Here is a 25783-nt window from a genome sequence, read left to right as displayed (position 1 = left end):
ACCCTGCTTCGGCAGGGTTTTTTGCTGCTGCATTGAAAAATAATCTATTTGATTCTATACTTGGCGCACTTCATTGGGGAGTAGCCGCCTTTTGCGCAAAGCAGAAGGGTGATGGTCAACATATTTGCTCAACCGAGCATGGTCATCATAGCAAAGAACCAAGTCAGCTTTTCCAAGCTTTCTTTTGTTGGCAAGACCTTTGATTTACCACTCTGCAGATTTTGGCTAGCAGGAGCGGTGAGTCATTGGTATTGGATGCTAGCCAGAGAAAAACCTCATGTATGAATTCCTACTGTCGACTGCAATCGTAGCACTGGCTGAAATGGGTGATAAGACCCAACTGCTGGCATTGCTGCTTGCCGCACGTTTTCGCAAACCTGTTCCTATTTTAGTTGCCATTTTATTGGCGACGCTGATTAACCACGGCCTTTCTGCAGTATTGGGACAATGGGTGACCACGGTGATCGGGCCGGAGGTGCTACTGTGGATCGTCTCGATTGGCTTTATCGCAATGGCTGTCTGGATGCTGATTCCGGATGAACTCGGGGATGAAAATGCCAGTATCAATAAATGGCAAAAATTCGGGGTATTTGGTGCGACCTTTATTCTGTTCTTTCTGGCAGAAATTGGTGACAAAACTCAGATTGCTACGGTCGCATTAGCAGCACGTTTCGATAGCGTATTCTGGGTGATGCTTGGGACCACTTTGGGCATGATGCTGGCCAATGCACCTGCAGTATTTTTGGGAGATAAGCTGGCGAATAGACTCCCGATCAGCCTGATTCATAAAATTGGAGCGACGATTTTCCTGGTGATTGGTGTCGCAACACTGACTCAACATTATTTCTTTTAAATCATAAAATAATAAATTACATGAATCCTGAGCTAAAAACTCAGGATTTTTTATGGTTAAAATTCTCTCAAAACCTTGGTAAATAGTGTGATATGGCTAGTTTTATTGATTGTAAGTTTGATTAATTCCTTATATTTTATACGGGTATAAAAACGTTATTTTTATTATAAATTGGGGAATTTACATGGCTTTTGAACGCACCACATCGCAGGTCCTGTTTGATAACGGGACACATAAGTGCATCAGTTTTACCAGTCTGGTTAAAGGTGAAGGCGTTCAGGCAAACCAGTTTCTGATCATTGATCATGAGCGCGCAGCGGTACTTGATCCGGGTGGTGATTTAACCTATGTGCCGCTGACTATGGAGCTGAATAAATATACCCGTTTGACCAATCTGGATTATGTCATGGCCTCGCACCAGGATCCGGATATCATCACCTCGATGCCGCGCTGGCTGGTCTATACGGAGGCCAAAGTGGTGGCATCCAAGCTGTGGGCGCGCTTCTTGCCGCACTTAAACTCGGCCTTTATGAGTGACCGGATGAAAGGTAACTGGTTAGATCGATTGGTGGAGCTTCCGGATCATGGTCAAATCATCCCGTTGGGTCAATCACACATTGTGGCGGTGCCGGCGCATTTTCTGCATTCGGTGGGGAATTTCCAGTTTTATGATCCGATTGCCAAAATCCTGTTTTCAGGTGATATGGGTGCGTCCATGGTTGAAGATGCCGCCAAGCCACTAGAAAACTTTGCCGCGCATATCCCAAAAATGAAAAGCTTCCATCAACGCTATATGTGCAATAACAAGGTGATTCGTCTTTGGGTGCAAATGGTACGCAGCATGGAGATCGAGATGATCGTGCCGCAGCATGGCACACCATTTATAGGCAAAGAGCAGATTAATCAGTTTCTGGACTGGATTGAAACATTGGAATGCGGCACTGACCTGATGGATGAAACGGTTTTTACCTGTCCTGAATAGTTCACACAAAAAATAATTTTTTTCTTGTGTGGAAAAACAACATTTTTTATATTTCTTCTCCAAAAAACTTTTTTTTGATGACGAGAACTTATAAGAAATGTTGTCTCAAGTTCCAAAACCGGATGCGTGTTTAAGCTGCGGGGCGTGCTGCGCCTATTTCAGGGTTTCGTTCTATTGGGCTGAAGGTATTCATATGCCTGAGCACTATACCGAACCTGTGACAGCAGTCTATTCATGTATGGCTGGAACCAATCAAAAAAATCCACGCTGTATCGCACTTGATGGTACCATCGGCCAGCAGGTGAGCTGCGGCATGTATGAGCAGCGCAGTTCATCCTGCAAAGAAGTGCAGATTGCCGATGAGCAATGCAATAAGGCACGTGTAGCACACAATATGTTGCCCTTTGTCCAGATTGAAACTGATAAAGCCGACAATGATGACAGTTTTGAATATGTCAGCTAAATCCACCCAAAGCAGAGCTTAGGCTCTGCTTTTCACTCCATTAAAATGATCGGGGTATATTTAAAATAGGGAACTTCATTATCAGAGGTATTATTGATACTGTTTTAGTACCCACATAGATCTGCGTGTACAAAGCTTGAATAAAAAAATAATTTTGCAATTGCAATGAAATTTAAGCCGATATTTGTTTATAATAGTGCACGGAAATTACCAGTGAGACTGTTATGTTGACCATCGTTCAAGACGCGTTAACCTTCGATGATGTCCTATTACTCCCTGCCTATTCTACTGTTCTTCCAAAAGATGTCTCCCTAAAGACACGTTTAACTCGTGGCATTAACCTGAATATTCCTCTTGTGTCTGCAGCAATGGATACGGTGACTGAGTCCCGTATGGCAATTGCAATGGCGCAAAATGGTGGTATCGGTATTTTGCACAAGAACATGGATATCGCGGTTCAGGCTGCAGAAGTGCGCCGTGTGAAAAAATTCGAAGCGGGTATGGTCAAAGACCCGATTACAGTCACTCCTGAAACCACAGTACGTGAACTGATTGCGTTGACTCAAGCCAACAATATCAGTGGTGTACCCGTTGTGAAAGATGGCAAAGTGGTGGGTATCGTGACCGGTCGTGATACACGCTTTGAAACCAATCTTGAGCAGCCAGTCAGCAATATCATGACTGGTCAGGATCGTCTGGTGACAGTTCGTGAAGGCGAATCGAAAGAAAATATCCAAGCTTTATTGCAACAGCACCGTATTGAAAAAGTATTGGTGGTCAACGATCAGCAAGAGCTGAAAGGCTTAATTACGGTAACCGATTTCCGTAAAGCTGAATTGTATCCAAACAGCTGTAAAGATGATCTAGGTCGTCTGCGTGTTGGTGCTGCGGTTGGTACTGGTGCAGAAACGCCAAGCCGCGTAGAAGCCTTGGTTGATGCAGGTGTGGACGTGATTGTAGTTGATACTGCACATGGCCATTCTGCGGGTGTAATCGAACGCGTACGTTGGGTGAAAGCTAACTATCCACAAGTTCAGGTGATTGGCGGTAACATCGCAACAGGTGATGCTGCGCTGGCGTTACTTGATGCGGGTGCGGATGCCGTTAAAGTTGGTATTGGTCCTGGCTCAATCTGTACCACACGTATTGTGGCGGGTATTGGTATGCCACAAATCTCTGCAATTGATTCTGTTGCCAATGCACTGAAAGATCAGATTCCTTTAATCGCAGATGGCGGTATCCGTTTCTCTGGCGATATGGCTAAAGCGATTGGTGCGGGCGCAAGCACGATTATGGTTGGTTCATTGATGGCTGGTACTGAAGAAGCACCAGGCGAAGTTGAATTCTTCCAGGGCCGTTACTACAAAGCCTATCGTGGTATGGGTTCATTGGGCGCGATGGCGGGTGCAACAGGTTCTGCTGACCGTTACTTCCAGGACTCTAAGGCCGGTGCTGAGAAACTGGTTCCTGAAGGTATTGAAGGTCGTGTACCGTACAAAGGCCCAATGGGCAATATCGTACATCAGATGATGGGCGGCCTACGTTCTTCAATGGGTTATACCGGTTCTGCGACGATTGAAGACCTGCGTCAGAATGCCAAGTTTGTGAAAATCACTTCTGCCGGTATGTCTGAGTCGCATGTACATGATGTGACCATTACCAAAGAAGCACCAAACTATCGCGTGGGTTAATTTCCTGTGATTTAAAATTTTAAAAAGCCGTCATGCAAATGACGGCTTTTTTATTTTGGTGTAAAGTGTGACTCAAGGAAAAAAATGGGTGATATCAATCATCCGCTAAGAAGTGAGATAAAGATGAGTTATTTTGGTACGGATGGTATTCGTGGAAAGTTTGGCGAATTGCCGATTACCCCTGAGTTTGCCCTGAAGCTGGGATTTGCAGCCGGTAAAGTTTTAAAACGCCATAGTAAAAAATCCAAACCATTGGTGGTTCTGGGTAAAGATACCCGTTTGTCGGGCTATATCCTGGAAGCTGCCTTGCAGGCAGGTTTAAATGCCGCCGGCGTTTATGTTCATCTTTTAGGTCCACTACCGACACCGGCGATTGCTCACTTGACCCGTGCCTTGCATGCCAGCTTGGGTATTGTCATTTCCGCTTCGCATAACCCGTATTTTGATAACGGCATTAAGTTCTTCTCTGCAGAAGGCAAAAAACTGCCAGATGCTTTACAAGACGAAATTAATCAGGAGCTTGAAAAAGATTTTGTGATTGAAGACACGGCGAATCTGGGTAAAAGTATCCGGGTTAAAGATGCTAATGGTCGCTATATTGAATTCTGTAAATCGACGTTCCCGTATCATCTGGATCTGAATGAACTTACCATTGTGGTGGATTGTGCCAATGGTGCAGCCTATAACGTGGGACCTGCGGTGTTCCGTGAACTGGGCGCACGTGTGATTGCCATTCACAATGAGCCAAGCGGTTTGAATATTAATGAGGGCTGTGGTTCAACCCATCCGGAAAGCTTGCAACAAGCCGTGATTCAACATCAAGCGGATTTGGGTATTGCCTTTGATGGGGATGCTGACCGTGTGGTTCTCGTAGATAAAGCCGGTAATCTGATTGATGGCGACCATATTCTTTATATTCTTGCGACTCAAAGCTCGAAAAAACCGGCAGGTATCGTCGGTACCTTAATGAGCAATATGGCGCTGGAACTGGCGCTGGAAAAAGCTCAAGTGCCGTTATTACGTGCCAAAGTCGGCGACCGTTATGTATTACAAGGTCTGGAAGAAAATGGCTGGGTAATTGGCGGTGAGCCTTCTGGTCATATTCTGACTTTAGACAAGAGCACCACAGGCGATGCCATTATTGCAGCCCTGCAGGTTTTAACCGTGATGGTTGAACAGAAAAAAGCCCTGCATGAACTTGTGGCTGACTTTAAACTGTTGCCAAATGTCCTGGTCAATGTACGTTTAAATGCCATGTTTGATCCTTATTCAGTGCCTGAACTGGCAGCTGAATTTGAAAAAGCCGAACAGCAGCTTAAAGGTCGTGGCCGTTTATTGATTCGTAAATCCGGCACAGAACCTGTCATTCGTGTGATGGTCGAAGGTGATGATCTGGTCGAAGTTACCACACTTGCAAACAGCCTGGCAGATGCTGTGCGTGCCAATGCAGCTTAACGGGAACATAGATAATGAGTGATCTGATCAAGGATCTAAGTGAACTACGCCTGAATTATGAAAAAGGCGAGTTACAGGAACAGCAAGTCAATCCGAATCCGCATATGCAGTTCTTGCAATGGTTTAACCATGCACTGGAAGCAAAATTGCACGAGCCCTATGCCATGTCGTTGGCAACAGCCAATGCACAAGGCCGTCCGCATGTGCGTACGGTATTGCTGCGTGGAGCGACTGACGCAGGGTATGATTTTTATACCAACTATGATAGTCAAAAAGGTTTAGATCTGGCTAAAAATCCTTATGCCGAACTGTTGTTCTACTGGCAGGATCAGGAACGTCAGATTCGTATTTCGGGTCGTGTAAAGAAAATATCGGAAGAAGAATCGACCGACTATTATCATAAACGTCCACGCGAAAGCCAGATTGCCGCGCATATCAGTACCCCGCAAAGTGGCATCGTGGCTAGTCGTGAGGAATTGCAGCAACGTTTTTGGGATTTGCATACCCAGGTTGCCAATCAGCAACAGCTGGACAAGCCGGTATTCTGGGGCGGTTATCGTCTCGAACCCGATTATTATGAATTCTGGCAGGGTCGTCCGAACCGTTTGCATGACCGTTTAAGTTATCGCAAAACCGATGCCGGCTGGACTTTAGAGCGCTTAATGCCATAACCATGCAAAAACTGGAAATCAAACAACGTCCATTGCTGACACGCCCTGAAAATTTACCGGGCGTCCCTGCATTTGTGGCCGAGATTCTGGCTCGTCGTGGGGTGGAATCCGAGCAGGAACTTGAGCTCAAGCTGAAGCATTTGCTGGCACCGACCATGAAAGGCTTGCCTGAAGCCATTCAATTGATGGATCAGGCGATTGATCATGGCCAGAAAATCGTGATTGTCGGCGATTATGATGCCGATGGCGCGACCAGTACTGCACTCATGGTGCTGGCACTGCGTGATATGGGCGCCAATGTTGAATATCTGGTACCAGACCGTTTTAAATATGGGTATGGATTGACGCCCGCAATTGCAGATCTGGCCTTTGTCAATTTCACGCCTGATTTACTGATTACCGTGGACAATGGCATTTCCAGCCATGACGGAGTAAAACAGGCGCAGGATCATGGCATGCAGGTGATCATTACTGATCACCATCTGACGACCAAGCCGACACCAAAAGCCGAAGCCGTGGTCAATCCCAATCAGCTCGGTTGCGACTTTCCAAGCAAAGCACTGGCTGGGGTCGGGGTGGCTTTTTATATACTGGCCAATCTGTCTACCCATCGCAAGAAACTTGAAAAATCCTCTACGGTAATTACCAATTATCTTGATCTGGTGGCACTCGGTACTTATGCCGATGTCGCGAGTCTGGACTATAACAACCGGATTCTGGTCGATGCAGGGTTGAAACGGATCCAGCAAGGGTTATGCCGAGCAGGAATCAGTGCGCTACTTGATATTGCAAAGCGTGATCCTGCTGGTCTGAAAGCTCAGGATTTGGGCTTTGTGCTAGGCCCGCGGATTAATGCAGCTGGACGCATGGAGACCATGGACATCGGCATCGAATGTCTGCTGGCTCCTGATCTGGCAACGGCCTATCCATTGGCTGAACAGCTGAATCAGCTCAATGTCGAGCGCCGTCAGGTGGAAGGCAAAATCAAGCAGGAAGCCTTGCTTGAGCTGGATAAAATTCAGTGGGATGCAACCCAATTGCCTGCTGCGCTGATCATGTTTGAACAGCATTGGCATCAGGGGGTAATTGGAATTGTGGCAGGGCGTTTGAAAGAGCAGTTTCATCGTCCGAGTATTGTCTTTGCCGCGGATCAGGATGGGATTCATATCAAAGGCTCGGCGCGTTCGATTGAAGGTATTCATATTCGTGATGCGATTGAACAGGTGGCGGAGCAATATCCCCATTTAGTCAGTCATTTTGGCGGACATGCAGCAGCAGCCGGTTTAACCCTGAAAAAAGAAAATTTCGCTGAGTTTAAGCAGGTTTTTGAAGCACTTGTTGGTGCGATGGACGAGGATTTATTCACTGCGACTTTATGGACAGATGGAGAGCTGCCAGCTTCTGCTTTTCACATTGAAACAGTCGATTTATTACAGAATTTAAGTCCATGGGGACAAAAATTTCCCCAGCCGATTTTTGACGGTGTGTTCAAAATTATGGACTATCGCTGGCTCAAAGACGTGCATCTGAAATTGCGCGTGGCTTTGGAGAATGGTCAGGTCGTGGATGCGATCGCCTTCAATGCAGCGGATAAATATGACTTTGACCCGATGAAAGATACGCGCTTGGTCTATGAGCTGGATAAAAATATCTTTAATGGCAATGTCAGCTTGCAGATGCGGATTATTCATTTAGAACAATAGGTCATAAAAAACCGCTCGAGTGAGCGGTTTTTTGCTTTTAATCGGAGAGATTAGAAGCGATATGCACCACGTACGCCAAAGGTATCAGCATTATCAGCAAAATTAATCGAACCTTCTAAGCTAACTTGTTGATTAAAGAATTTCTTGGCACGAATAGTAAAAACATCATTACCTTCTAGATCTGAGTCAGAGAATCCTAAGCCAACACTGAAAGTTTTATCGAGATATAAATCCGCACCTAGGTTATAAGCATCGATGTCACCAAAACTTGCACCACCTTCGAAGTTCATATCATATTGACCGACTTGTGTTACATATTTAGCACGTAAAGTTGGATCAATTTCATCGTCTGCATTGTCTTCAGAAATACCTACAAGACCAAGTGCTACTAATAAGCCAGGAACAGGTAAATAACCCGCTTCAGCAGCGTAACCAGTTATGTCACCAGCGTCATTATCAAAATGAGCAATATTACCACTTAAATAAAAGTCTGAATTTGGAACAAAATATTCAATACCAGCACCAATGCCAAACGTGTCTGAATCATCTTGATAGCTTAATACACCATTCACATTGCTGGCACGGTTTAAAAATGCAGCTTCATTCAAAGGCGAATTTTTGACTTGGACCGAGTTGAAGTAGTAAGTCCCATCGATAGCAAAACCTACATCTGAACCACCTTGGTCACGATCAATAAGATCAATAGAAGCCCCAACTTCAGTTTGGTAAGCGTGTGCAGTTCCCAGGCCAGCAAGAAGCGCTGTAGCAAGAGCAAGTTTCTTAAGCATTTAGATTTCTCTCTTTGTTATAAAAATATGACTGTTTGATGAACAGTTGTAACAAATTGTACAGCTTATATTCGCCCCGTCAATGTGCAAAAAATACCTAAATGCTTGTTAAGAGTGCAATAAAAAACCCATCCGAGGATGGGTTTTTTTATGAATAATTAATTTGTGGTTTTAGATTAGAAGCGGTATTTCGCTGCTACACCAAATTTATTGTAGTCATTGTTACCTGCTTCACCAAAGCCTACTCGACCTTCGAGGCTGACTTGCTGATTAATGAATTTACGAGCGCTTACACCGAATTCATTTTGATTTCTCAGATCATTGTCTTGGTAGTCGACACCAACACTGAAGGTTTTATCAATGAAGTAATCTGCTGCCAGATTGTATTCATCTAGATCACCAAATGCTGCACCTGCTTCCAGGTTGATGTCTTTACCGTTACTAAGTGTAGTTACATATTTAGCACGCAATGTTGGATCTACACCGTCATCACGATCGTTATCCCAACCTTTTACACCTGCGGCAATCAATAGACCTGGCGCTGGCAGATAACCAACTTCTGCACCGTAAGTCGTTAAGTCATTATCAACATTATTGTTGTCTTGCAGATCATGACCATTCACATTACCGCTTAAGTAGAAGTCAGAATTTGGAACGAAGTACTCTGCACCTACGCCATATTGATGCGCTTCATTATCGCCAATTTCATTATATTGATAATGAGCATTTACGTTGCTAGCACGATCAAGGAATGCTGCTTCTGCTAATGGTGCATTACGGGTTTGAACTGGATTGAAGTAATATGTACCATCAACGCCGAAAGAACCGCTAGTTCCACCGTTGTCAGGATCAACCACTCCTGCTGATGCACCAATTTCTGCTTGGTAAGCATGTGCTGCTGTACCAGTCATTGCTATTGCTGAAAGTAGTGCCGAAGCAATCGCTAATTTTTTCATGGTTACTACCCCTCAAATCGTGAGTTAAAAACATTACACTTTTTGTTACAACTTTCAGTCTAGAGCAATTCCAAAGATCGTCAATCAAAGGAAAGTTACAGTAATGTGAATAGCGTAATCTTGTGTAATTTTTGCTGAACAAGTGACTGAATAATAAAATTAAATTTATAATGTAGTGTTTTATTAAAAGTGTGTAGATATTGTGGAATCTATTGAATTCGCTGATTTTTTATACAGACCAATAAGAAATCCTAAATTATAAAATCAATTGCAAAATTATATTTCGGTCATAAAACGGGGCTAAAAAGCCGATAAAAATTTCGGATAAAAAGACGCAAAAGAGTCTATGAGATGTTGAAAATTGGATGAGGGAAATACAGGTCTAAATGCTCAAGATATTCGAGCTTTAGACTGAATGGATCGTTAAAATAGCGGAAATAGACTGTGCTATAATATCGGGCTAAGAATTTTGTGCCTAATTTTGATTGAGAGTAATTCACGTGGAAATTAATCCGTATCTAAACCAATTAAAAGACTTAAACGAACGTGGTCAAACACTACGGGGGTATCTTTGACTACGATCTGAAAAAAGAGCGTTTAGAAGAAGTCCTGCGTGAATTAGAAGATCCAACCATCTGGAATGACCAGAGTCGTGCCCAAGCGATGGCCAAAGAGAAAGGCGAGCTTGAAAATGTATTAAATGTGCTGGATCGCTTAAGTACCCAGCTTGAAGATGCACAGGCTTTGCTTGATCTGGCGGTTGAAGCGGATGATGAAAGCTTGCTAGAAGATGTACAGGCTGAACTGAGCACGGCTGAAGAAGAACTGGCCAAGCTTGAATTCCGCCGTATGTTCAATAATCCGATGGATCCAAATCCTTGCTATCTGGAAATTCAAGCTGGTTCAGGCGGTACAGAAGCACAGGACTGGGCGTCTATGTTGCTACGTATGTATCTACGCTGGATTGAACGTCATGGCTTTAAAGCAGAAGTGATGGAAGAATCTGATGGGGATGTTGCCGGGATTAAATCTGCGACGATTCGTGTGGAAGGTGAGTACGCCTATGGCTGGTTACGTACCGAATCTGGTGTACACCGTTTAGTGCGTAAGTCGCCCTTTGACTCGGGCAACCGTCGTCATACCTCGTTCTCTGCCGTGTTTGTGTCACCGGAAGTTGATGACAATATCGAAATTGAAATCAATCCGTCCGATGTTCGTACCGATACTTATCGTGCATCAGGGGCGGGTGGTCAGCATATTAACAAAACAGATTCTGCCGTGCGTTTAACCCATGCACCGACCGGAATTGTGGTGGCCTGTCAGAACCAGCGTTCACAACATGCCAACCGTGACCACGCCTGGAAGCAGTTACGTGCCAAACTTTATGAGCTCGAGATGAGCAAACGTAACGAAGCGGCACAAGCACTGGAAGATTCCAAGTCTGACATTGGGTGGGGTAGTCAGATCCGTTCTTATGTCCTGGATGATTCACGTATTAAGGATTTGCGTACAGGTGTGGAAAATTCCAATACTGGCGCAGTTCTGGACGGTGATCTGGACAAATTTATCGAAGCAAGCCTGAAACAGGGCCTGTAAGAAATCGTTTAAAAGCTGGCGTAACAAAGCTTGTGCAGATTGTGATTATTATATCTAAAATTTTCGATATATAAATCGAAAAAATACGATATAATGGTCGCAGATGCTGAATAAAGTTTCGTTGCGCCACTGATTGTGATGTGCCTATGGACCTTGATCTAATTTTTAAAGCCTTAGCCAATCCGACCCGTCGACAAATTCTGGAGTGGTTAAAATCTCCGGAGCAATATCTGTCTGCGGAAGAGTGTGGTGGCTTTCAACGTGGGGTCTGTGCAGGTCAAATTGAACGTTTGGGCCAGGTTTCCCAGTCCACCATGTCCAATCATTTGTCTGTATTACAGCAGACTGGCCTGATCACTGCGACCAAGCATGGACAGTGGTCATATTTCTCCCGCAATGAAACTTTGATTCAACAATTTATCGAACACCTACAACAACACCTTTAACAGGTGGGAGTAACGATGGCTGAATTAAATTCTCCTTTAACGCTCGGTGCGTTAGAGCTTAAAAACCGTGTCATCATGGCGCCGCTTACCCGTAACCGCGCAACTGCTGATCGCGTTCCAACCCCAATGATGGTTGAGTACTATGCGCAACGTGCAAGTGCTGGCCTGATTATTTCTGAAGCCACAGTGATTTCTGAAGAAGCCAATGGCTATTTAAATACTCCAGGATTGTTTACCGATGCTCAGGTCGAAGGCTGGAAAAAGGTTACTCAAGCGGTTCATGAGAAGGGCGGTCTGATTGTTGCCCAGCTTTGGCATGTTGGTCGTGTATCGCATCCGGATCTGTTAAATGGTGAAACACCAGTCTCTGCAAGTGCAGTACAACAGGCGGGTCATGTCAGCTTGTTACGTCCAAAACGTCCTTATGTGTTGCCGCGTCCGCTGGAAATTTCGGAAATTCATGCCATTACCGAGCAATATAAGCAAGCCGCGATTCGTGCTAAAGAAGCCGGTTTTGATGGTGTTGAATTACATGCTGCCAATGGTTATCTGATTGACCAGTTCTTGCAAAGCAAAACCAATCAGCGTGAAGATGAATACGGCGGTTCAGTGGAAAATCGTACACGTTTCCTGCTAGAAGCAACTGATGCACTGATTGAAGTATGGGGCGCAGATCGTGTAGGGGTGCATTTTGCGCCGCGTTGTGATGACCATGACATGGGCGACAATGATCCACGTGAAACATTTGGCTATGCCATGGAGCAGCTGGGTAAGCGCAAGATTGCCTTCTTCTTTACCCGTGAATATCTGGCAGAAGACAGTATTTCTGAATATATGAAACAGCGCTCAAATGGAGTGCCTTATATTGCCAATATGCAACTAAGTCGTGAAGATGCCATTGAATTACTGGCTTCAGGCAAGGCTGATGCGGTGGCTTTTGGTAAGGCGTATATTGCCAATCCGGATCTATACGAACGTCTGCTCGAAGATGCGCCGCTCAATGAACTGAAGCTGGAAAATATGATCGGAACCAATGTCGCGGAAGGCTATATTGATTATCCGACATTGGCTGAAGCAGAAGCTTTAACTACAGTAGAATAATCTAAAAATGAGTCACATTGATTAACATGTTGATGTGGCTCTGCTATATTCTGCCCATTGAATCTTTGGACAGGGGCGCAATGTGGCCACTCCATTTTGGTATAACGCAGCCTTGGCGCTGGTTAAACCCTTATATCAATCGCGTATCCGTAAACGTGCGACCGATCCTGAACAATTACAACAAGAACTGACAGAACGTTTTGGCCCGTTTCAGCCACCCAAAAACCTGCATGCCATCTGGTTTCATGTAGTGTCGGTGGGTGAAACCAATGCGGCTCAACCGTTAATTGAACATTATTTAAAACTTGGCCATCCGGTGTTGGTCACCAATACCACCAAAACCGGTCAGGCACGCGCTAAATCCCTCTTCTTAAAACCACCTTACTTAGACTTATTTCAGGCCGTGTATTTGCCTGCTGACCAGAAAACTTTAATTTATAAGTTTTATCAAAAATATCAGCCGAAACTTTTATTGCTCATGGAAACCGAACTTTGGCCGAATCTGCTGGAGCAGGCACCTCAGTTCAATGTACCAAGTGTATTGTTGAATGCGCGTCTGTCTGAAAAATCTGCCAAAGGCTATGCCAAGGTCAAAGGTCTGACTAGAGGCATGCTACAGCAGTTAACCCAGCTTTTGGCACAGGACATTGCCACCCAGCAACGTTATATCCAGTTGGGAATCGTAGCCGAAAAAACACAGGTTTTGGGCAATATCAAATTTGATATTACTGCACCCGAGCAATTTATCCAGCAGGCAGGTCAGTTGAAACAGGAGTGGCAGTTATCAGGTCGTAAAGTTATCACATTGGCCAGTACTCATGCTCCTGAAGAAAAAGAAATTCTGAGTACTTTAAAAGTTGCTTTAGAGGCTGATCCCAAGTTGGTCTGTATTGTAGTGCCGCGTCATCCGGAACGTTTTGATGAGGTATTTCAGGCCGCACAGTCTTTGGGATTAAAAATCCAGCGTCGTAGTCTAGGGCAACGTATCGAAGCAGATACCCAGGTTTATCTGGCCGATTCGATGGGTGAAATGTGGCTCTGGTATGCTTTGAGCCAGGCCTGTTATGTCGGTGGTTCTTTAAATGAGCCAGGTGGTGGACATAATATTCTGGAGCCGATTGCGTTGAATGTGCCGACTGTTTTAGGCAAAAACTATTTTAATTTTCAGACCATCGTGGATGAGTTTGTTCAATCGGATGCAGTCGCAGTAGTACAGAATGCCCAGCAGGCTGCAGAAGTATTACTGGAACTTTTGCAAGATCAGGTTAAGGCGGAAAACTTGAATGCGGCAGCGCAGCAAATTATGCAGTTAAATACAGGATCGCTTGCCAAGCATATTCAGGTGATTGATCAGTATCTTTAATTTACCTTGATAAGTAACAGATATTGGATTTACCAAGACGGCAGGGATGCCGTCGTTAGGCTGATGATACAGGGAAGTATCATCAACCTAACAAAAGCGTTTTGCCTACTTTTGCGCTGTCAAAAGTAGGGAAGGCCTATACAATAATAATTTGATCTAATTATGATTTGAGGCGATGTTAAATCAATTCAAAGGGCAATCACGGCCTTTTGATGAGGTACAGAATATATTTTTTATAGCGTAGGCAGTATCTTACTTTTGTCGGGCCAAAAGTAACAAAAGCCTTTTGCAGTGCTGAAGGGACGTCCTGTCCCTCAGCACTGCAGGCGACATCCCTGTCGCCACCCTCTAGCCAATAGAGGGATATATCATATTTTTTTGGTCTTCTTTTTTATGAACATCATCCTGCTTGATTCACGTCAAACCGAAACTGAACTTTGGTCCATTACCTCAACTCGGCAACTGGAACATTTACAGCAGCATTTGCAGATCCAGGTGGGAGATACGTTAAAAGTCGGAATTCGGGAAGGTCTGCGTTACCTGACTGAGATTGTCGAAATCTCTGAAAAAGCAGTGCGCTTGAAACCGCTGCAAGAAGAAGCTGTTCCAGAAAAATTGCCAGTGACTTTAATTGTGGCCTTGCCACGTCCGAAAGTGCTGCGCCGTCTGATCATGGACAGTGTAACCTTGGGCGTTGAAAAAATCATTTTACTGCATAGCTATCGTGTCGATAAAAGCTATTGGCAAACTCCATTTTTACAGCAGTTAAATCATTATATCGAGTTGGGACTGGAACAGGCCGGGGATACGGTTGCTCCGAAAATCGAGCTGTATAAACGCTTTAAACCCTTTGTTGAAGATATCTTGCCGGGTTTGATTAGTGCGGATGGTCCGGCTTATGTGGCACATCCTTATGCAGAGCAAGCGATGCCGTTTGCGATTGAGCATCCCTGTACGATTGTTATTGGTCCGGAGGGTGGATTTATTCCATATGAAGTTGATTTACTCATCAAAAACGGCTGCCAAGCTGTGAGTCTGGGCAACCGTATTATTCGTACAGAAACTGTGATTCCTTATGTTTTAGGTCGACTGTTTAGCACGTGCTGAAGCTTCTTCATTGCCTTCGCCACGATAGACTTTGACTTCCTGTACCGGATACGGAATTGAAATATGATGCTCGGCAAAAGCCTGAATCACCCGTTCCTGCACCGCACTGATTGAAGTTCCGGTGCCGGTTTCAGTGGTATCGACCCACCAGAAAGCTTTTAGGGTAATAGAAAAGTCAGCCAGTGCCGTTACGTTGACACTAAAGCCTGGCTGGCTCAGGATGGTTGGATCTTTATCTAAAATAGCGGTGATCAGGTCCTTGGCTTTCTGGATGTCATCTTCATAGCCGATCCCCACCACGAATTCGCAGCGGCGACGGGTATAGGCGGTATTGACTGTGACCGCACTGGTGTAGACCGTGGCATTTGGAATCACGATACGGCGGCCATCTGGTGAGCGTAAAAAGGTCGCACGAATCTGGATATCTTCAACGGTACCTTCCATGCCATTCACGATAATATCGTCGCCAATCTTGAACGGTTCACTGAGAAGAATCAGCACACCAGAGAGCAGGTTCTGGAAAATATCCTTGAAGGCAAAACCGATCGCGACCGAACCAATTCCGAGGGCACTCATCAGCTGACCCGGGGTAAAGCCAGGAACCGCAATCACCAGTCCAATCAGAATACCAAAGAAAATAATGAAGGTACTGCCGACACGGTTGAGGACCAATACCAGATTCTGGCGGGTATAAGAACGGTTTTCCAAAGTTTTACGTACGAAAAACTTGAAGACTTTGGAGAGTAACCAGAAAATCGTAATCACGATCAGTGCGATACAGAAATAAGGCACACGCTCCCAGAAACCTTCCATGATCTTGTCAATGGTGCTGTAGGCATCATTATACTTGGCGGTATGTTCAATCACGGTCTTGGTCGTTTTTTCAGTTGCCTGATGTAACAACTCCGTGGTGCCCTCAGTTACCTGGCTTAAGGTATTGTTTTGCTCTGCCACAAAAATTCCACAATTCAAATTTTGCCTATTTTGCCTGATGTTCAGCAAAAAATTAATAAGGGCTCGAAGTCACCATTGGATAATTTTAAAAATAACGGCGCTGTTGTTAAAAGTATTTGGTGGTTTTTTGCATCATTTCCGTGGGGGTAGGTGTTTGTTCTTCACCGCTCATATAACTGAATAAAGCGATAGATCCCAACAGGCTAAGCAGGGTCAGGATAATCATCAGCCAGGCCAGAATTTTTTCCCAGAGCAAGGTCATCCGTGCCGGGCCATACTGATTAGTGCCTCGATCGCCCGAACCAAAAATGATATAAAGCCATACAAAAATGTTTACTAGCGGCAGCAAAAATAATAGCGCCCACCAGCCACTGCGGTTCATATCATGCAAACGGCGAACGGTCACCACTAAAGCGAAATACACATAGACCAGAACCATGGCCAGTACAACAATACTGGCCAAGCCTTGCAGTGAAATCAGCCAGTTGGGATCTAGGGAATGGGTAGAAATATTCACAATATCAATGCTGAGACCCAGTGCGATACTGCCAAATAAAAAAATGAAATACAGAAATGCCGACCAGGCAATAAAGCTCAAGCGCCCGAAGCGACCTTTCATCGACAGGGGATGATCGGTTGCAGGCAGCGCAGGCGGGTTAAAGTAGGGAGATTCAGGCGATTTCATAAAGTGTATCCTGCTAAATCAGATGAAATAACTACAAGCGATCAATTTTATTTTTAAAGGGCTGTGCTACAGATCATACACAGTTGCGCAGAAGATTCTGTACTGTAAGTTGTGGTTTATTTTGATTGAATTTGTATAAATAATCTACGACGAAAGCATGATTGCCGGATTCGAAATAAGCAGGCCATACTGCCATTATGCATAAAAAACAATCAGCAACGCAGCATTAACCTCTCGTGATGAGATAGAACAAAATCAAGGAAGTGACCTATGCAAGAGATCTATCCAGTACCCGAAGAATTTAAAAAAACAGCACGTACGCTCGAAGACCAGTACTTTGAACGTTATCAATATTCTATAGAACAGCCAGATAAATTTTGGGCAGAACAGGCGCAACGTCTGGACTGGATCAAGCCCTTTACCCAAGTCAAAAATACCAGCTTTAACAAAGACGATTTTAAAATCGAATGGTTTGCCGATGGTCAGCTCAATGTCAGCGCCAACTGTCTGGATCGGCACCTGAAAGAACATCCTTATAAACCGGCCATCATCTGGGAAGGGGATCATCCTTCGCGGCACAAGATTATTTCCTTTGCCGAGCTGCATGATGAAACCTGCCGTTTTGCCAATGTGCTGAAGAAAAATGGCATCCAGAAAGGCGACCGGGTCATGCTGTATATGCCGATGGTTTCTGAAGCTGCGATTGCTATGTTGGCCTGTGCCCGGATCGGGGCGGTGCATTGCGTGGTATTTGGTGGTTTCTCGCCAGATTCTTTGGCCAGCCGGATTGAAGACTGTCAGGCGAAAATGGTGATTACTGCGGATTCCGGCATGCGCGGCGGTAAGGCCATTCCACTGAAAGCTAATGTCGATGAAGCACTGAAACTGGCGGGTACAGACTCGATTCAAAATGTAATGGTGGTACACCGCACCGGTAACCCAATTGAAATGCAGGAAGGACGTGATCTGTGGTATCACACGGAAATTATGTCAGTGAATGACATCTGTCCACCCGAACCGATGAATGCCGAAGATCCGCTGTTTATCCTGTATACCTCAGGTTCCACCGGCAAGCCCAAGGGCGTGATGCATACCACTGGCGGTTATCTGACCTATGTGAATTGCACCTTCCGTGAAGCGTTTGATATCAAGCAGGATGATGTGTTCTGGTGTACCGCAGATGTCGGCTGGATCACTGGACATTCCTATGTGCTGTATGGGCCACTTTCGAATGGGACCACCACTGTGATGTTTGAAGGTGTACCGCAATATCCAAGCTGGGCGCGTACCGGACATATTGTCGATAAGCATAACGTCACCATTCTCTACACTGCACCGACCGCGATCCGCGCCATGATGCGTGAGGGCGATGCTTTTGTGCGGGAAAGTGATCGCAGTAGCCTGAGAATTTTAGGTTCAGTCGGTGAGCCAATTAATCCGGAAGCCTGGAACTGGTACTACACCGTGGTCGGTGAAAGCCGCTGTCCCGTCATCGATACCTGGTGGCAAACCGAAACAGGCGGTTTCATGATTACACCATTGCCGGGTGCGACTGATTTAAAACCGGGTTCTGCGACACGGCCTTTCTTCGGGGTACAACCGGCTATTGTCGATGCCGATGGCAAGGAACTGGAGGGTGAAGCTGAGGGAAATCTGGTGATTAAGGATTCCTGGCCGGGTCAGATGCGTACCATTTGGGGAGACCCGGAGCGTTTTATTGAAGCTTATTTCTCTACCTATCCCGGTACTTATTTTACCGGAGATGGGGCGCGTCGCGATAAAGATGGTTATTACTGGATTACCGGTCGTGTCGATGATGTCCTGAATGTGTCCGGACATCGTCTAGGTACGGCAGAAATTGAAAGTGCACTGGTGGCGCATGAATCGGTGGCTGAGGCCGCTGTAGTGGGTATGCCGCATGACATTAAAGGTCAGGGCATTTGTGCCTTTGTGACTTTGCAGGCTGATGTTGCCAGTTCAGATCAATTACGTGGGGAACTGGTCAGCTGGGTACGCAAGATTCTTGGGCCAGTGGCCACACCAGACGCCTTGCACTGGGCACCGGCCTTGCCAAAAACCCGCTCTGGCAAAATCATGCGCCGGATCCTGCGAAAAATTGCAGCCGATGAGCTAGACAGTCTGGGAGATACTTCAACCCTCGCTGAACCACAAGTAGTGGATCATCTGATCGCAGAGGTACAGCGTAATAAAGTTTAAATTCAAGCGGTTCCAATACCGGCATTCTGCCGGTATTTTTATATCAGTCATAAGCTCTGCATGCTTTCGGATATAGGTCAGTACCCTGATCTGCTAAGCTGTTTCCATGCTGAACATGAGTTAAAATAATGAATGCACAATCCCCATATTTAAATCAGTCTCCTGTCGATATTGCCCAGAAACTTGCTGAAACTTTTGCTTTGACTGCCGCAGAGCGGGACAAACAGGGGGGGAATCCCAAGGCCGAGCGTGACCTGATTCGCCAGAGTGGCTTGCTTGGCCTGTCCATTCCAAAACAGTACGGCGGTCAGGAGGCAGATTGGCAGACCATTTTTAAAACCATTCAAATTATGGCCCAAGTCGACAGTTCACTGGCGCATGTCTATGGCTTTCACCATTTGCTGATTGCGACCGTGCAATTATTTTCCCAAGCGGAACAATATGGCCCGTGGTTTGAACAGACGGCCCAAAATGATCTGTTCTGGGGTAATACTCTAAATCCGCTGGACCATCGCACCACAGCCACAAAAGTTTCAGAAAACGAATATATTTTTCATGGCGATAAAAGCTTCTGCTCGGGTTCGATCGATTCAGATATGTTGCTGTGTTCAGGCTATAACGATGCAGGAAAATTGCTGATAGGGGTGATTCCTACCCGGCGAGAGGGTGTGAGTTTTCTGGGCGACTGGAACAATATGGGTCAGCGCCAGACCGACAGTGGTACCAGCCATTTTGAGCAGGTCAAAATTCATGAAGATGAATTGCTGTTAAATCCGGATCCACTGAGTACGCCGTATTCCAGTCTACGGCCTTTGATTGCCCAGCTGATTTTCGTACATCTGTTTTTGGGCGTGGCAGAAGGGGCATTTGAAATTGCCAGACAGGGTGTACAGACCCAAAAAGCCTGGTCCAAATCACTGGCAGACGATGCAGTGAATGATCCTTTTACCCAGAAGCATTTTGCCGAGTTCTATGTACAGCTAGAAGGTGTACGCTTACTCGCAGATAAAGCAGTTCAGAGTTTACAGGCAGCCTGGGAGCTTGGGAATGATTTAAATGCTGAACAGCGCGGTGAAGTCTCGGTTGCCATTGCCACAGCCAAAATTGCCGCAACCAATACTTCTCTCTATATTACCCAGAATATTTTTCAGGTCATGGGCGCGCGGGCCACCACGGCCAAGCTCAATCTGGACCGTTTCTGGCGTAATGTCCGCACCCAGACCTTGCATGATCCGATCGATTATAAGTATCAGGAAGTGGGGGAATGGGTGCTGACTGGAAAAGTGCCTGATCCAAGCTTTTATTCCTGATCTGAAAATAAAACAGCCTCTTTATCAGAGGCTGTTTTATTCTGGATGAAAAAGTTTGGTTTTAAATTTGCTTGAAAGCTTCAATCGCTCTTACACGAGAGGCTTTTAAATCCACGATCGGTTTTGGATAATCCAGTTCAAGATCCAGATTTTTGGCATAGGGGTCATGAATGCTTTCGGCATCCAGATGCGCCAGTTCTGGCACCCATTGACGGATGTAATCTCCATTCGGATCAAACTTCTGTGACTGGCTGACCGGGTTAAAAATCCGGAAATAGGGTACGGCATCCATGCCGGTCGAAGCACACCATTGCCAACCGCCATTGTTCGTCGCCAGATCACCATCAATCAGATACTGCATAAACCAGCGTTCTCCCAAGCGCCAGTCTATCAGCAGGTTTTTACACAGGAACATTGCAGTAATCATGCGTACCCGGTTATGCATCCAGCCAATGGCTCGCATTTGCCGCATGCCGGCATCGACAATTGGAATCCCGGTTTGTCCTTGTTGCCAGGCAGCCAAATCATCCGGTGCATTGCGCCACTGGATGTTATCGGTATTTTCCTTAAAAGGCCGATGCCTGGATACACGGGGAAAATCAAACAGGGTATGCAGATAAAACTCGCGCCAGAGCAGTTCATCCAGCCAGGTCTGCTGACCGATATCATCAATCTGGAAATAACTGTCCTTAAACAGGGTCTGCATACATTGACGGATCGAGAGAATACCGATATTCAGATACGGTGACAGGCGGCTGGTACCATCGACTGCAGGTAGCTCTCGCTCAGTTTTATAGTGAGCCATTTTATCCTCGATAAAATCATCGAGCAGCTCTAAGGCAGTATGATCCTGCGCAGGCCAGAGCTGGGCAGCATGATCGACTTCATAATTAGCCGCAAATTTTTGCAGATCAAAGCTGGTCAACTGGTCTGGTAATTCAACCGGATCTTGAGCCTGAATGTCAGGGTAACAGCCCGGTATATTCTGAATCAGTCGCTCATAGCACTTTTTCTTGAATGCGCTATAGATCTGATAGGGTTGATTGGACTGGTTACGGATACTGGTCAGTGGAAACAGGCTGCGATCATGATACAGCTCGACCCGGATCTGCTGCTGTTCCAGCATCTGCTGTACCTGTGCATCACGTTGCAGTTCATTCACGCCCACTTCAATATTGGCATGTAGCGTATCAATCTGAAGTTTTTGGCACAGGCTTCGCATTTCGGCCGGCAGGTCTTGCCATAAGGGAACATTTAAAATGATTAATGGAATATTCAGCTGCGCTAACTGCTGCTTTAAGATAATGAGTCGACGCAGATAAAAATCGATTTTAATCCGGGCATCCTGATGCAGCTTCCATTGTTCGGGAGAGAGCACCATCACTGCTATACAGCTGCCTTGCTGGGTGGCATGCCAGAGCGCGGCATGATCATGAATGCGGAGGTCTTGACGAAACCAGATCAGTTGCATTGTTAAAATTCTTGGAAAGTCGTTAGTGCAGAATTTTAAGGAATTGATGGTTTTAAACCTAGCCAGACAACAATTTTATCACATAAAAAAATCCCCCAAGCCGAGCCTTGAGGGAGGGAGTGAATCTGCTGAGATTTATTGGAATAATTATACGGGCTCAGCTTCTTCTTGCTGCACAGGCATTGCCTGTTGTGCTTCAAGCTCACGAACCAAAGGCAATACCTTCTGGCCAAAATATTCGACTTCTTCAATAAAATGCAAGAAGCCTGACAGAATCAAATCAACGCCCACTTTTTTCAGTTCAATAATCCGTTCAGCAATCTGCTGCGGTGTCCCGATCAGATTGGTGCGGAACCCGTCATTGTATTGCACCAGATCTTCAAAGGTGGATTGGGCCCAGTTGCCTTCACCTTCCTGACTTGCTGCGCCCGCTTCACGGGTGGCTTCACCAAAAGATTTCACTGCCTGCACATTGGCCTTGCTAATAATTTCCTGCAATACAGCCTGCGCTTCTTCTTCGCTATCCCGTGCAATCACAAAGGCATTTACACCAATTTTCACCGAGTGATTGTTGACCTTGGCTTTTTCACGAATATCATCGATCTGTTTTTTCAGCTCTTCCGGGGTATTGCCATTGGTGAAGTACCAGTCAGACACACGCGAAGCCATATCACGTGCTGCCCGGGAACTGCCGCCCTGAAAGATTTCAATATGCGGTTTTTGTAGCGGTTTTGGACTCAAGGTATAGTCTTTGAATTGATAATATTTACCTTCAAAATTAAAGTTATTCTGGGTCCAAACCCCTTTCAGGCTACGGATAAATTCTTCCGAACGGGCATAACGCTCGTCATGCTCCGGCCACTCTTCCCCAATCGCATCAAACTCACCGCGGAACCAGCCACTGACCACATTGATCGCGATCCGGCCATTGCTCAGATGGTCAATCGTCGCCAGTTGTTTTGCAGCCAGTGCCGGCTTCCATGGACCCGGTAGAATCGCGGCAATGACTTTCAGACGTTCAGTTTTGGCTAGAATGCCATGACTGAAGCTCACCGATTCATGCTGGTTTTCTGCGTTATAGCCGGCAGTAAAACGGATCTGGGTCAGGGCATAATCAAAGCCTGCCTGTTCAGCCGTTTGTGCCAGACGCACGTTATAATCATAGCTCCAGTCGGTGCGCTGCTCGATGTTACTGACCACCAAACCACCGCTGACATTCGGCACCCAATAGGCAAATACGATATTTTTATCATTCGACATATTCATCACCCCTTGCAATGCTGTATTCAAGCCACTTGAGTCTTTGGTGCTTTCTTGCTATGTAAACGTGATTCTGCGGCATCCAGGCTCGGCACGGCTGCTGAAGGCAGCACTTCTTCTTGTTCGATCTGCTTGTTAATGCCCAGATTTTGACTGGCTTGAATGGTTTTTTCTTTAATGACTTCAGCACGTTGTCCTTTGGCTGGTGCCCATTCAAGAATCGGCAAGGCACGTGCCACGGCTAAGGTAATCCGGTCGCGAAGCAGTTCACTGTGAATGGTATATTCAGGGGTGAAATCACGGTCGGTAGCATAGACGCCAATCGGTAAAGTCTGTGCCTGAAAGAAGCTGAATAAGGGACGCAGTTGATGTTCAAGCACCAGCGCATGACGGTCACTGCCCCCAGAAGCCGCCAGTAATACCGGGACATCGACCAGCGCCGTTTGTTCGACAAAGTCAAAGAAATGCTTGAACAGGCCGGTAAATGAAGCGCGGTACACAGGAGTGCCAACAATCAGCGCATCTGCGGCTTCTACTGCTGCCAGCTCATCCTGAACGCGTTGCGGCAACTGATTGCGATAAATCGCGCCGCCCAAGAGCGAACCAATTTCACTAAATTTAATGAAATGCACATTGATCAGTGTCGCTTCTCCAAGCTCATCCAGAATGGCCTGAACCAGGGCTTCGGTTTTTGAGGGATGATTTAAACCGCCAGATACGGCCACAATATTTAAGGGTTTTTGCGCATTAAAATTAGACATATTTAGAACCTGAAAAATAGGGGTAATCTCGGAATGACCCTATTAATCCCGATTCAGCGAAGGGCTGTAAAATAACGAAAGGCTGAAAAGTTATCTGATTTTGCGATATACGACAAAGGCTCGATTCTTAAGGAGAATTTTTTTATAAGTGAATGATATCTATATTTATATTGAATAAAGATAAGCTTTTTCAGTGAGGAATAAGTGATATATAAAAAAGTGATGAGAATTAAACAATTATTGCAATAGTGCAAAAATGAGCAATTTTGAAGAAAAACTGCATATTATTTTAAAAATTGTAGTGTCTTGCATATCCTTAACCGGGTTGTGTGGTTAGAATAGGGACTACCGTGCCAAGATCTCTCACGTTGCCTATGAATATTTTAATCGTTGATGATCATCCACTATTTCGTCATGCTTTGATTCAAGCTGTACGTTATAGCCTGCCACAAGCCCAGATTCATGAAACTGCGGCAGTCAATGAATTTTATGAACGTCTAGAAAATGGCCCTGAGCCTGATCTTGTGCTGCTGGATTTAAACCTGCCGGGCGCTTCCGGCTTTTCTGCCCTCGTGCATGTCCGCGCACAATATCCGTCTTTACCGATTATTGTCGTGTCTGCACATGAAGAAGTCAGCATTATCCAGCGTGCGATCGCGCATGGTGCAATGGGCTATATTCCTAAATCTGCCCACCCAAGCCATATCGGTGAAGCGATTCGTGAAGTGCTGGAAGGTGAAATCTGGTTACCACCAAATCTGCCAGCCAATATGAATTTTGATCCGCGTGCTGCCGATGAAACGGCTTTGGCAGAACGGATCCAGTCTTTGACGCCGCAACAGTTCCGGGTATTGATGATGGTGGCTGAAGGTTTATTAAACAAGCAGATTGCTTATGAACTGGATGTGTCAGAAGCGACGATTAAAGCGCATGTGACGGCAATCTTCCGTAAACTCGGAGTACAAAACCGGACACAAGCGGTATTGGCCATTAATGCACTGAATATTGAAGACCGCAAAATGTAAGTTCTGCATAGCCGAATTGAAAAAGACCTCCTTGGAGGTCTTTTTTTATGGGTGAAATCTGAAAAATTGAGTGCAAAGGCCTGAGTCAGCTAGGCGATATAATCCTGCTTGCGGGTGAAATCATCACAAAACAATGGATTTAAGGCACATTGCAATTCGTCAATTTGCTCTTCAGTGACATAACCTTTCGATTTCAGATATTCCGCCACGCGATCATCACGCAGACTCAGGAAAGTCGCATCATATACACCCAGATCCACAAACAGTGCCGCAGTTTCCAGACTGTTAAAACGATCCAGATAAACTTCATTGTCATACATCAGGAAGACATGTTCGTCGCGCGTATTCGGATCGACATGTAAACGCTGCGCCAGCTCATGTGGGCAGGTTTTGATAAATAACAGATCAGACAGCTCATCAAATTGGCTGGTGTCCAGACAATCTTCTTCATTTTTGACTTTACCCAGCCAGGCCTTAAAGACCAGTACCGCGCCACCACGCAGCAACATGCTCCAGATCTGATGACGGGTTTTTGCTGGAAGGTCCTCTGTTTCAGCTTCTAAAGACTGAATCAGCTTGTCTTCCTGTTCAGCAATCTTTTCAAATAGTCCCAGACCTTGCGGCTTGTAGGCATAAGGTTCAAAGACATCAAAATGTAATTCATCAAAGACTTGCAGTGCCAGGGGTACTGCACTCTGATACAGCGTTTCCAGTGCCTGATACTGGGCATCATTCAGCTTGCTGTATTTAAAGATCTGTGCCCAGTCAATGCTTGGCAATAAGGCGTTGGCGCCATATTGACGGTGAAACTGCTGGGTCTGATTCAGGCCCTGGTTTTGATCTATGTTCATGTGAAGAACTCCGATATGCAGAAATAGATCAGCGACCAAAAAAATTAAGGCTACATGAGATGGAAACTGATCGT

23 protein-coding genes and 1 riboswitch are annotated in these 25783 nt (G+C 45.6%); of the genes, 15 read left to right on the top strand and 8 right to left on the bottom strand.

The window, feature by feature from the left end; genetic code table 11:
• The first annotated feature begins 63 nt into the window (after positions 1 to 63).
• Positions 64 to 205: riboswitch (yybP-ykoY riboswitch) on the top strand.
• A gap of 72 nt (positions 206 to 277) precedes the next feature.
• The 7 genes from NI470_RS04675 to recJ all read left to right on the top strand — a co-directional run bounded on the left by NI470_RS04675 (position 278) and on the right by recJ (position 7818).
• On the top strand, positions 278 to 853 hold the full coding sequence (locus tag NI470_RS04675; RefSeq protein WP_005267660.1) for a TMEM165/GDT1 family protein: 576 nt from the start codon (positions 278 to 280) through the stop codon (positions 851 to 853).
• 184 nt (positions 854 to 1037) lie between these two features.
• On the top strand, positions 1038 to 1835 hold the full coding sequence (locus NI470_RS04670) for an oxygen-binding di-iron domain-containing protein (protein WP_253147831.1): 798 nt from the start codon (positions 1038 to 1040) through the stop codon (positions 1833 to 1835).
• Positions 1836 to 1932: 97 nt separating this feature from the next.
• Positions 1933 to 2298: a YkgJ family cysteine cluster protein gene (locus NI470_RS04665; protein WP_253147830.1), complete on the top strand. Its 366-nt coding sequence runs from the start codon at positions 1933 to 1935 to the stop codon at positions 2296 to 2298.
• A 224-nt stretch (positions 2299 to 2522) separates the two neighbouring features.
• Positions 2523 to 3989: an IMP dehydrogenase gene (guaB, locus tag NI470_RS04660; protein ID WP_004281332.1), complete on the top strand. Its 1467-nt coding sequence runs from the start codon at positions 2523 to 2525 to the stop codon at positions 3987 to 3989.
• Between the two features lie 123 nt (positions 3990 to 4112).
• Positions 4113 to 5444 (top strand): phosphoglucosamine mutase, encoded by a 1332-nt coding sequence (glmM, locus tag NI470_RS04655; RefSeq protein ID WP_247143273.1) that lies wholly within the window; start codon positions 4113 to 4115, stop codon positions 5442 to 5444.
• 14 nt (positions 5445 to 5458) lie between these two features.
• Positions 5459 to 6115 carry a pyridoxamine 5'-phosphate oxidase gene (gene pdxH, locus NI470_RS04650; RefSeq protein WP_004281335.1) on the top strand — a complete coding sequence of 219 codons (657 nt, stop codon included), beginning with the start codon at positions 5459 to 5461 and terminating at the stop codon, positions 6113 to 6115.
• A 2-nt stretch (positions 6116 to 6117) separates the two neighbouring features.
• A complete protein-coding gene (gene recJ / locus NI470_RS04645) occupies positions 6118 to 7818 on the top strand; it encodes a single-stranded-DNA-specific exonuclease RecJ (protein WP_253147829.1) in 1701 nt (566 codons plus the stop codon).
• Between the two features lie 50 nt (positions 7819 to 7868).
• Here recJ and NI470_RS04640 read toward each other — a convergent pair whose 3' ends face one another.
• Together NI470_RS04640 and NI470_RS04635 are read right to left on the bottom strand one after the other, a co-directional pair.
• Positions 7869 to 8606, bottom strand: a complete 738-nt coding sequence (locus NI470_RS04640; protein ID WP_253147828.1) for a putative porin — start codon at positions 8604 to 8606, stop codon at positions 7869 to 7871.
• Positions 8607 to 8782: 176 nt separating this feature from the next.
• Complete coding sequence (locus NI470_RS04635; RefSeq protein ID WP_253147827.1) at positions 8783 to 9562, bottom strand: putative porin; 780 nt, start codon at positions 9560 to 9562, stop codon at positions 8783 to 8785.
• A gap of 500 nt (positions 9563 to 10062) precedes the next feature.
• Between NI470_RS04635 and prfB the strand changes: the two genes are divergently transcribed.
• The 5 genes from prfB to NI470_RS04610 all read left to right on the top strand — a co-directional run bounded on the left by prfB (position 10063) and on the right by NI470_RS04610 (position 15175).
• Positions 10063 to 11158 (top strand): peptide chain release factor 2 gene (gene prfB, locus NI470_RS04630; RefSeq protein ID WP_101627160.1). Its coding sequence is split into 2 segments (ribosomal slippage): positions 10063 to 10134 and positions 10136 to 11158, totalling 1095 coding nucleotides; the frame shifts between segments, so codons are not numbered across the junction.
• A 146-nt stretch (positions 11159 to 11304) separates the two neighbouring features.
• The gene (locus NI470_RS04625) at positions 11305 to 11604 is read left to right on the top strand and encodes an ArsR/SmtB family transcription factor (protein ID WP_004281346.1); all 300 of its coding nucleotides are present in this window, start codon (positions 11305 to 11307) and stop codon (positions 11602 to 11604) included.
• Positions 11605 to 11619: 15 nt separating this feature from the next.
• The gene (locus tag NI470_RS04620; RefSeq protein ID WP_004729181.1) at positions 11620 to 12705 is read left to right on the top strand and encodes an alkene reductase; all 1086 of its coding nucleotides are present in this window, start codon (positions 11620 to 11622) and stop codon (positions 12703 to 12705) included.
• Positions 12706 to 12787: 82 nt separating this feature from the next.
• Positions 12788 to 14068, top strand: coding sequence for a 3-deoxy-D-manno-octulosonic acid transferase (locus NI470_RS04615; protein WP_253147826.1), 1281 nt, complete (start codon positions 12788 to 12790; stop codon positions 14066 to 14068).
• Between the two features lie 393 nt (positions 14069 to 14461).
• Entirely contained in the window at positions 14462 to 15175 is a 714-nt protein-coding gene (locus NI470_RS04610) for a 16S rRNA (uracil(1498)-N(3))-methyltransferase (protein WP_213686539.1), read from the top strand.
• Here the strand turns inward: NI470_RS04610 and NI470_RS04605 are convergent.
• Complete coding sequence (locus NI470_RS04605; protein WP_253147825.1) at positions 15149 to 16129, bottom strand: mechanosensitive ion channel family protein; 981 nt, start codon at positions 16127 to 16129, stop codon at positions 15149 to 15151. The two genes, NI470_RS04610 and NI470_RS04605, sit on opposite strands and share 27 nt — an antisense overlap.
• A 106-nt stretch (positions 16130 to 16235) precedes the next feature.
• On the bottom strand, positions 16236 to 16814 hold the full coding sequence (locus NI470_RS04600; protein WP_253147824.1) for a DUF805 domain-containing protein: 579 nt from the start codon (positions 16812 to 16814) through the stop codon (positions 16236 to 16238).
• Between the two features lie 270 nt (positions 16815 to 17084).
• Between NI470_RS04600 and acs the strand changes: the two genes are divergently transcribed.
• Complete coding sequence (gene acs / locus NI470_RS04595; RefSeq protein WP_004647260.1) at positions 17085 to 19031, top strand: acetate--CoA ligase; 1947 nt, start codon at positions 17085 to 17087, stop codon at positions 19029 to 19031.
• Positions 19032 to 19159: 128 nt separating this feature from the next.
• On the top strand, positions 19160 to 20341 hold the full coding sequence (locus NI470_RS04590) for an acyl-CoA dehydrogenase family protein (protein ID WP_253147823.1): 1182 nt from the start codon (positions 19160 to 19162) through the stop codon (positions 20339 to 20341).
• 61 nt (positions 20342 to 20402) lie between these two features.
• Here the strand turns inward: NI470_RS04590 and NI470_RS04585 are convergent, their stop codons facing one another.
• The 3 genes from NI470_RS04585 to msuE form a co-directional block, all read right to left on the bottom strand.
• On the bottom strand, positions 20403 to 21812 hold the full coding sequence (locus NI470_RS04585) for a cryptochrome/photolyase family protein (RefSeq protein WP_253147822.1): 1410 nt from the start codon (positions 21810 to 21812) through the stop codon (positions 20403 to 20405).
• A gap of 147 nt (positions 21813 to 21959) precedes the next feature.
• Positions 21960 to 23072 (bottom strand): dimethylsulfone monooxygenase SfnG, encoded by a 1113-nt coding sequence (sfnG, locus tag NI470_RS04580; RefSeq protein WP_253147821.1) that lies wholly within the window; start codon positions 23070 to 23072, stop codon positions 21960 to 21962.
• Positions 23073 to 23098: 26 nt separating this feature from the next.
• Positions 23099 to 23833, bottom strand: a complete 735-nt coding sequence (gene msuE, locus NI470_RS04575) for an FMN reductase (protein WP_253147820.1) — start codon at positions 23831 to 23833, stop codon at positions 23099 to 23101.
• A 374-nt stretch (positions 23834 to 24207) separates the two neighbouring features.
• On the opposite strand from msuE, the gene NI470_RS04570 reads away from it, so the two are divergent.
• Complete coding sequence (locus NI470_RS04570) at positions 24208 to 24858, top strand: response regulator (protein WP_004281370.1); 651 nt, start codon at positions 24208 to 24210, stop codon at positions 24856 to 24858.
• A gap of 89 nt (positions 24859 to 24947) precedes the next feature.
• Here NI470_RS04570 and NI470_RS04565 read toward each other — a convergent pair whose 3' ends face one another.
• Positions 24948 to 25709, bottom strand: coding sequence for a hypothetical protein (locus NI470_RS04565; RefSeq protein ID WP_004281371.1), 762 nt, complete (start codon positions 25707 to 25709; stop codon positions 24948 to 24950).
• Positions 25710 to 25783 lie beyond the last annotated feature (74 nt).

Origin of the sequence: Acinetobacter lwoffii, from assembly GCF_024129115.1 — a bacterium.
Classification (GTDB): domain Bacteria; phylum Pseudomonadota; class Gammaproteobacteria; order Pseudomonadales; family Moraxellaceae; genus Acinetobacter; species Acinetobacter lwoffii_T.
The sequence above is the reverse complement of the archived record's forward strand: the minus strand, read 5'-3'. Positions and strand labels throughout refer to the sequence as shown.

Coding starts and splice junctions, on each gene's coding strand:
- NI470_RS04675 (WP_005267660.1), top strand. CDS start 278: ATGTATGAATTCCTACTGTCGACTGCAATCGTAGCACTGGCTGAAATG.
- NI470_RS04670 (WP_253147831.1), top strand. CDS start 1,038: ATGGCTTTTGAACGCACCACATCGCAGGTCCTGTTTGATAACGGGACA.
- NI470_RS04665 (WP_253147830.1), top strand. CDS start 1,933: ATGTTGTCTCAAGTTCCAAAACCGGATGCGTGTTTAAGCTGCGGGGCG.
- guaB (WP_004281332.1), top strand. CDS start 2,523: ATGTTGACCATCGTTCAAGACGCGTTAACCTTCGATGATGTCCTATTA.
- glmM (WP_247143273.1), top strand. CDS start 4,113: ATGAGTTATTTTGGTACGGATGGTATTCGTGGAAAGTTTGGCGAATTG.
- pdxH (WP_004281335.1), top strand. CDS start 5,459: ATGAGTGATCTGATCAAGGATCTAAGTGAACTACGCCTGAATTATGAA.
- recJ (WP_253147829.1), top strand. CDS start 6,118: ATGCAAAAACTGGAAATCAAACAACGTCCATTGCTGACACGCCCTGAA.
- NI470_RS04640 (WP_253147828.1), bottom strand. CDS start 8,606: ATGCTTAAGAAACTTGCTCTTGCTACAGCGCTTCTTGCTGGCCTGGGA.
- NI470_RS04635 (WP_253147827.1), bottom strand. CDS start 9,562: ATGAAAAAATTAGCGATTGCTTCGGCACTACTTTCAGCAATAGCAATG.
- NI470_RS04625 (WP_004281346.1), top strand. CDS start 11,305: ATGGACCTTGATCTAATTTTTAAAGCCTTAGCCAATCCGACCCGTCGA.
- NI470_RS04620 (WP_004729181.1), top strand. CDS start 11,620: ATGGCTGAATTAAATTCTCCTTTAACGCTCGGTGCGTTAGAGCTTAAA.
- NI470_RS04610 (WP_213686539.1), top strand. CDS start 14,462: ATGAACATCATCCTGCTTGATTCACGTCAAACCGAAACTGAACTTTGG.
- NI470_RS04600 (WP_253147824.1), bottom strand. CDS start 16,814: ATGAAATCGCCTGAATCTCCCTACTTTAACCCGCCTGCGCTGCCTGCA.
- acs (WP_004647260.1), top strand. CDS start 17,085: ATGCAAGAGATCTATCCAGTACCCGAAGAATTTAAAAAAACAGCACGT.
- NI470_RS04590 (WP_253147823.1), top strand. CDS start 19,160: ATGAATGCACAATCCCCATATTTAAATCAGTCTCCTGTCGATATTGCC.
- NI470_RS04585 (WP_253147822.1), bottom strand. CDS start 21,812: ATGCAACTGATCTGGTTTCGTCAAGACCTCCGCATTCATGATCATGCC.
- sfnG (WP_253147821.1), bottom strand. CDS start 23,072: ATGTCGAATGATAAAAATATCGTATTTGCCTATTGGGTGCCGAATGTC.
- msuE (WP_253147820.1), bottom strand. CDS start 23,833: ATGTCTAATTTTAATGCGCAAAAACCCTTAAATATTGTGGCCGTATCT.
- NI470_RS04570 (WP_004281370.1), top strand. CDS start 24,208: ATGAATATTTTAATCGTTGATGATCATCCACTATTTCGTCATGCTTTG.
- NI470_RS04565 (WP_004281371.1), bottom strand. CDS start 25,709: ATGAACATAGATCAAAACCAGGGCCTGAATCAGACCCAGCAGTTTCAC.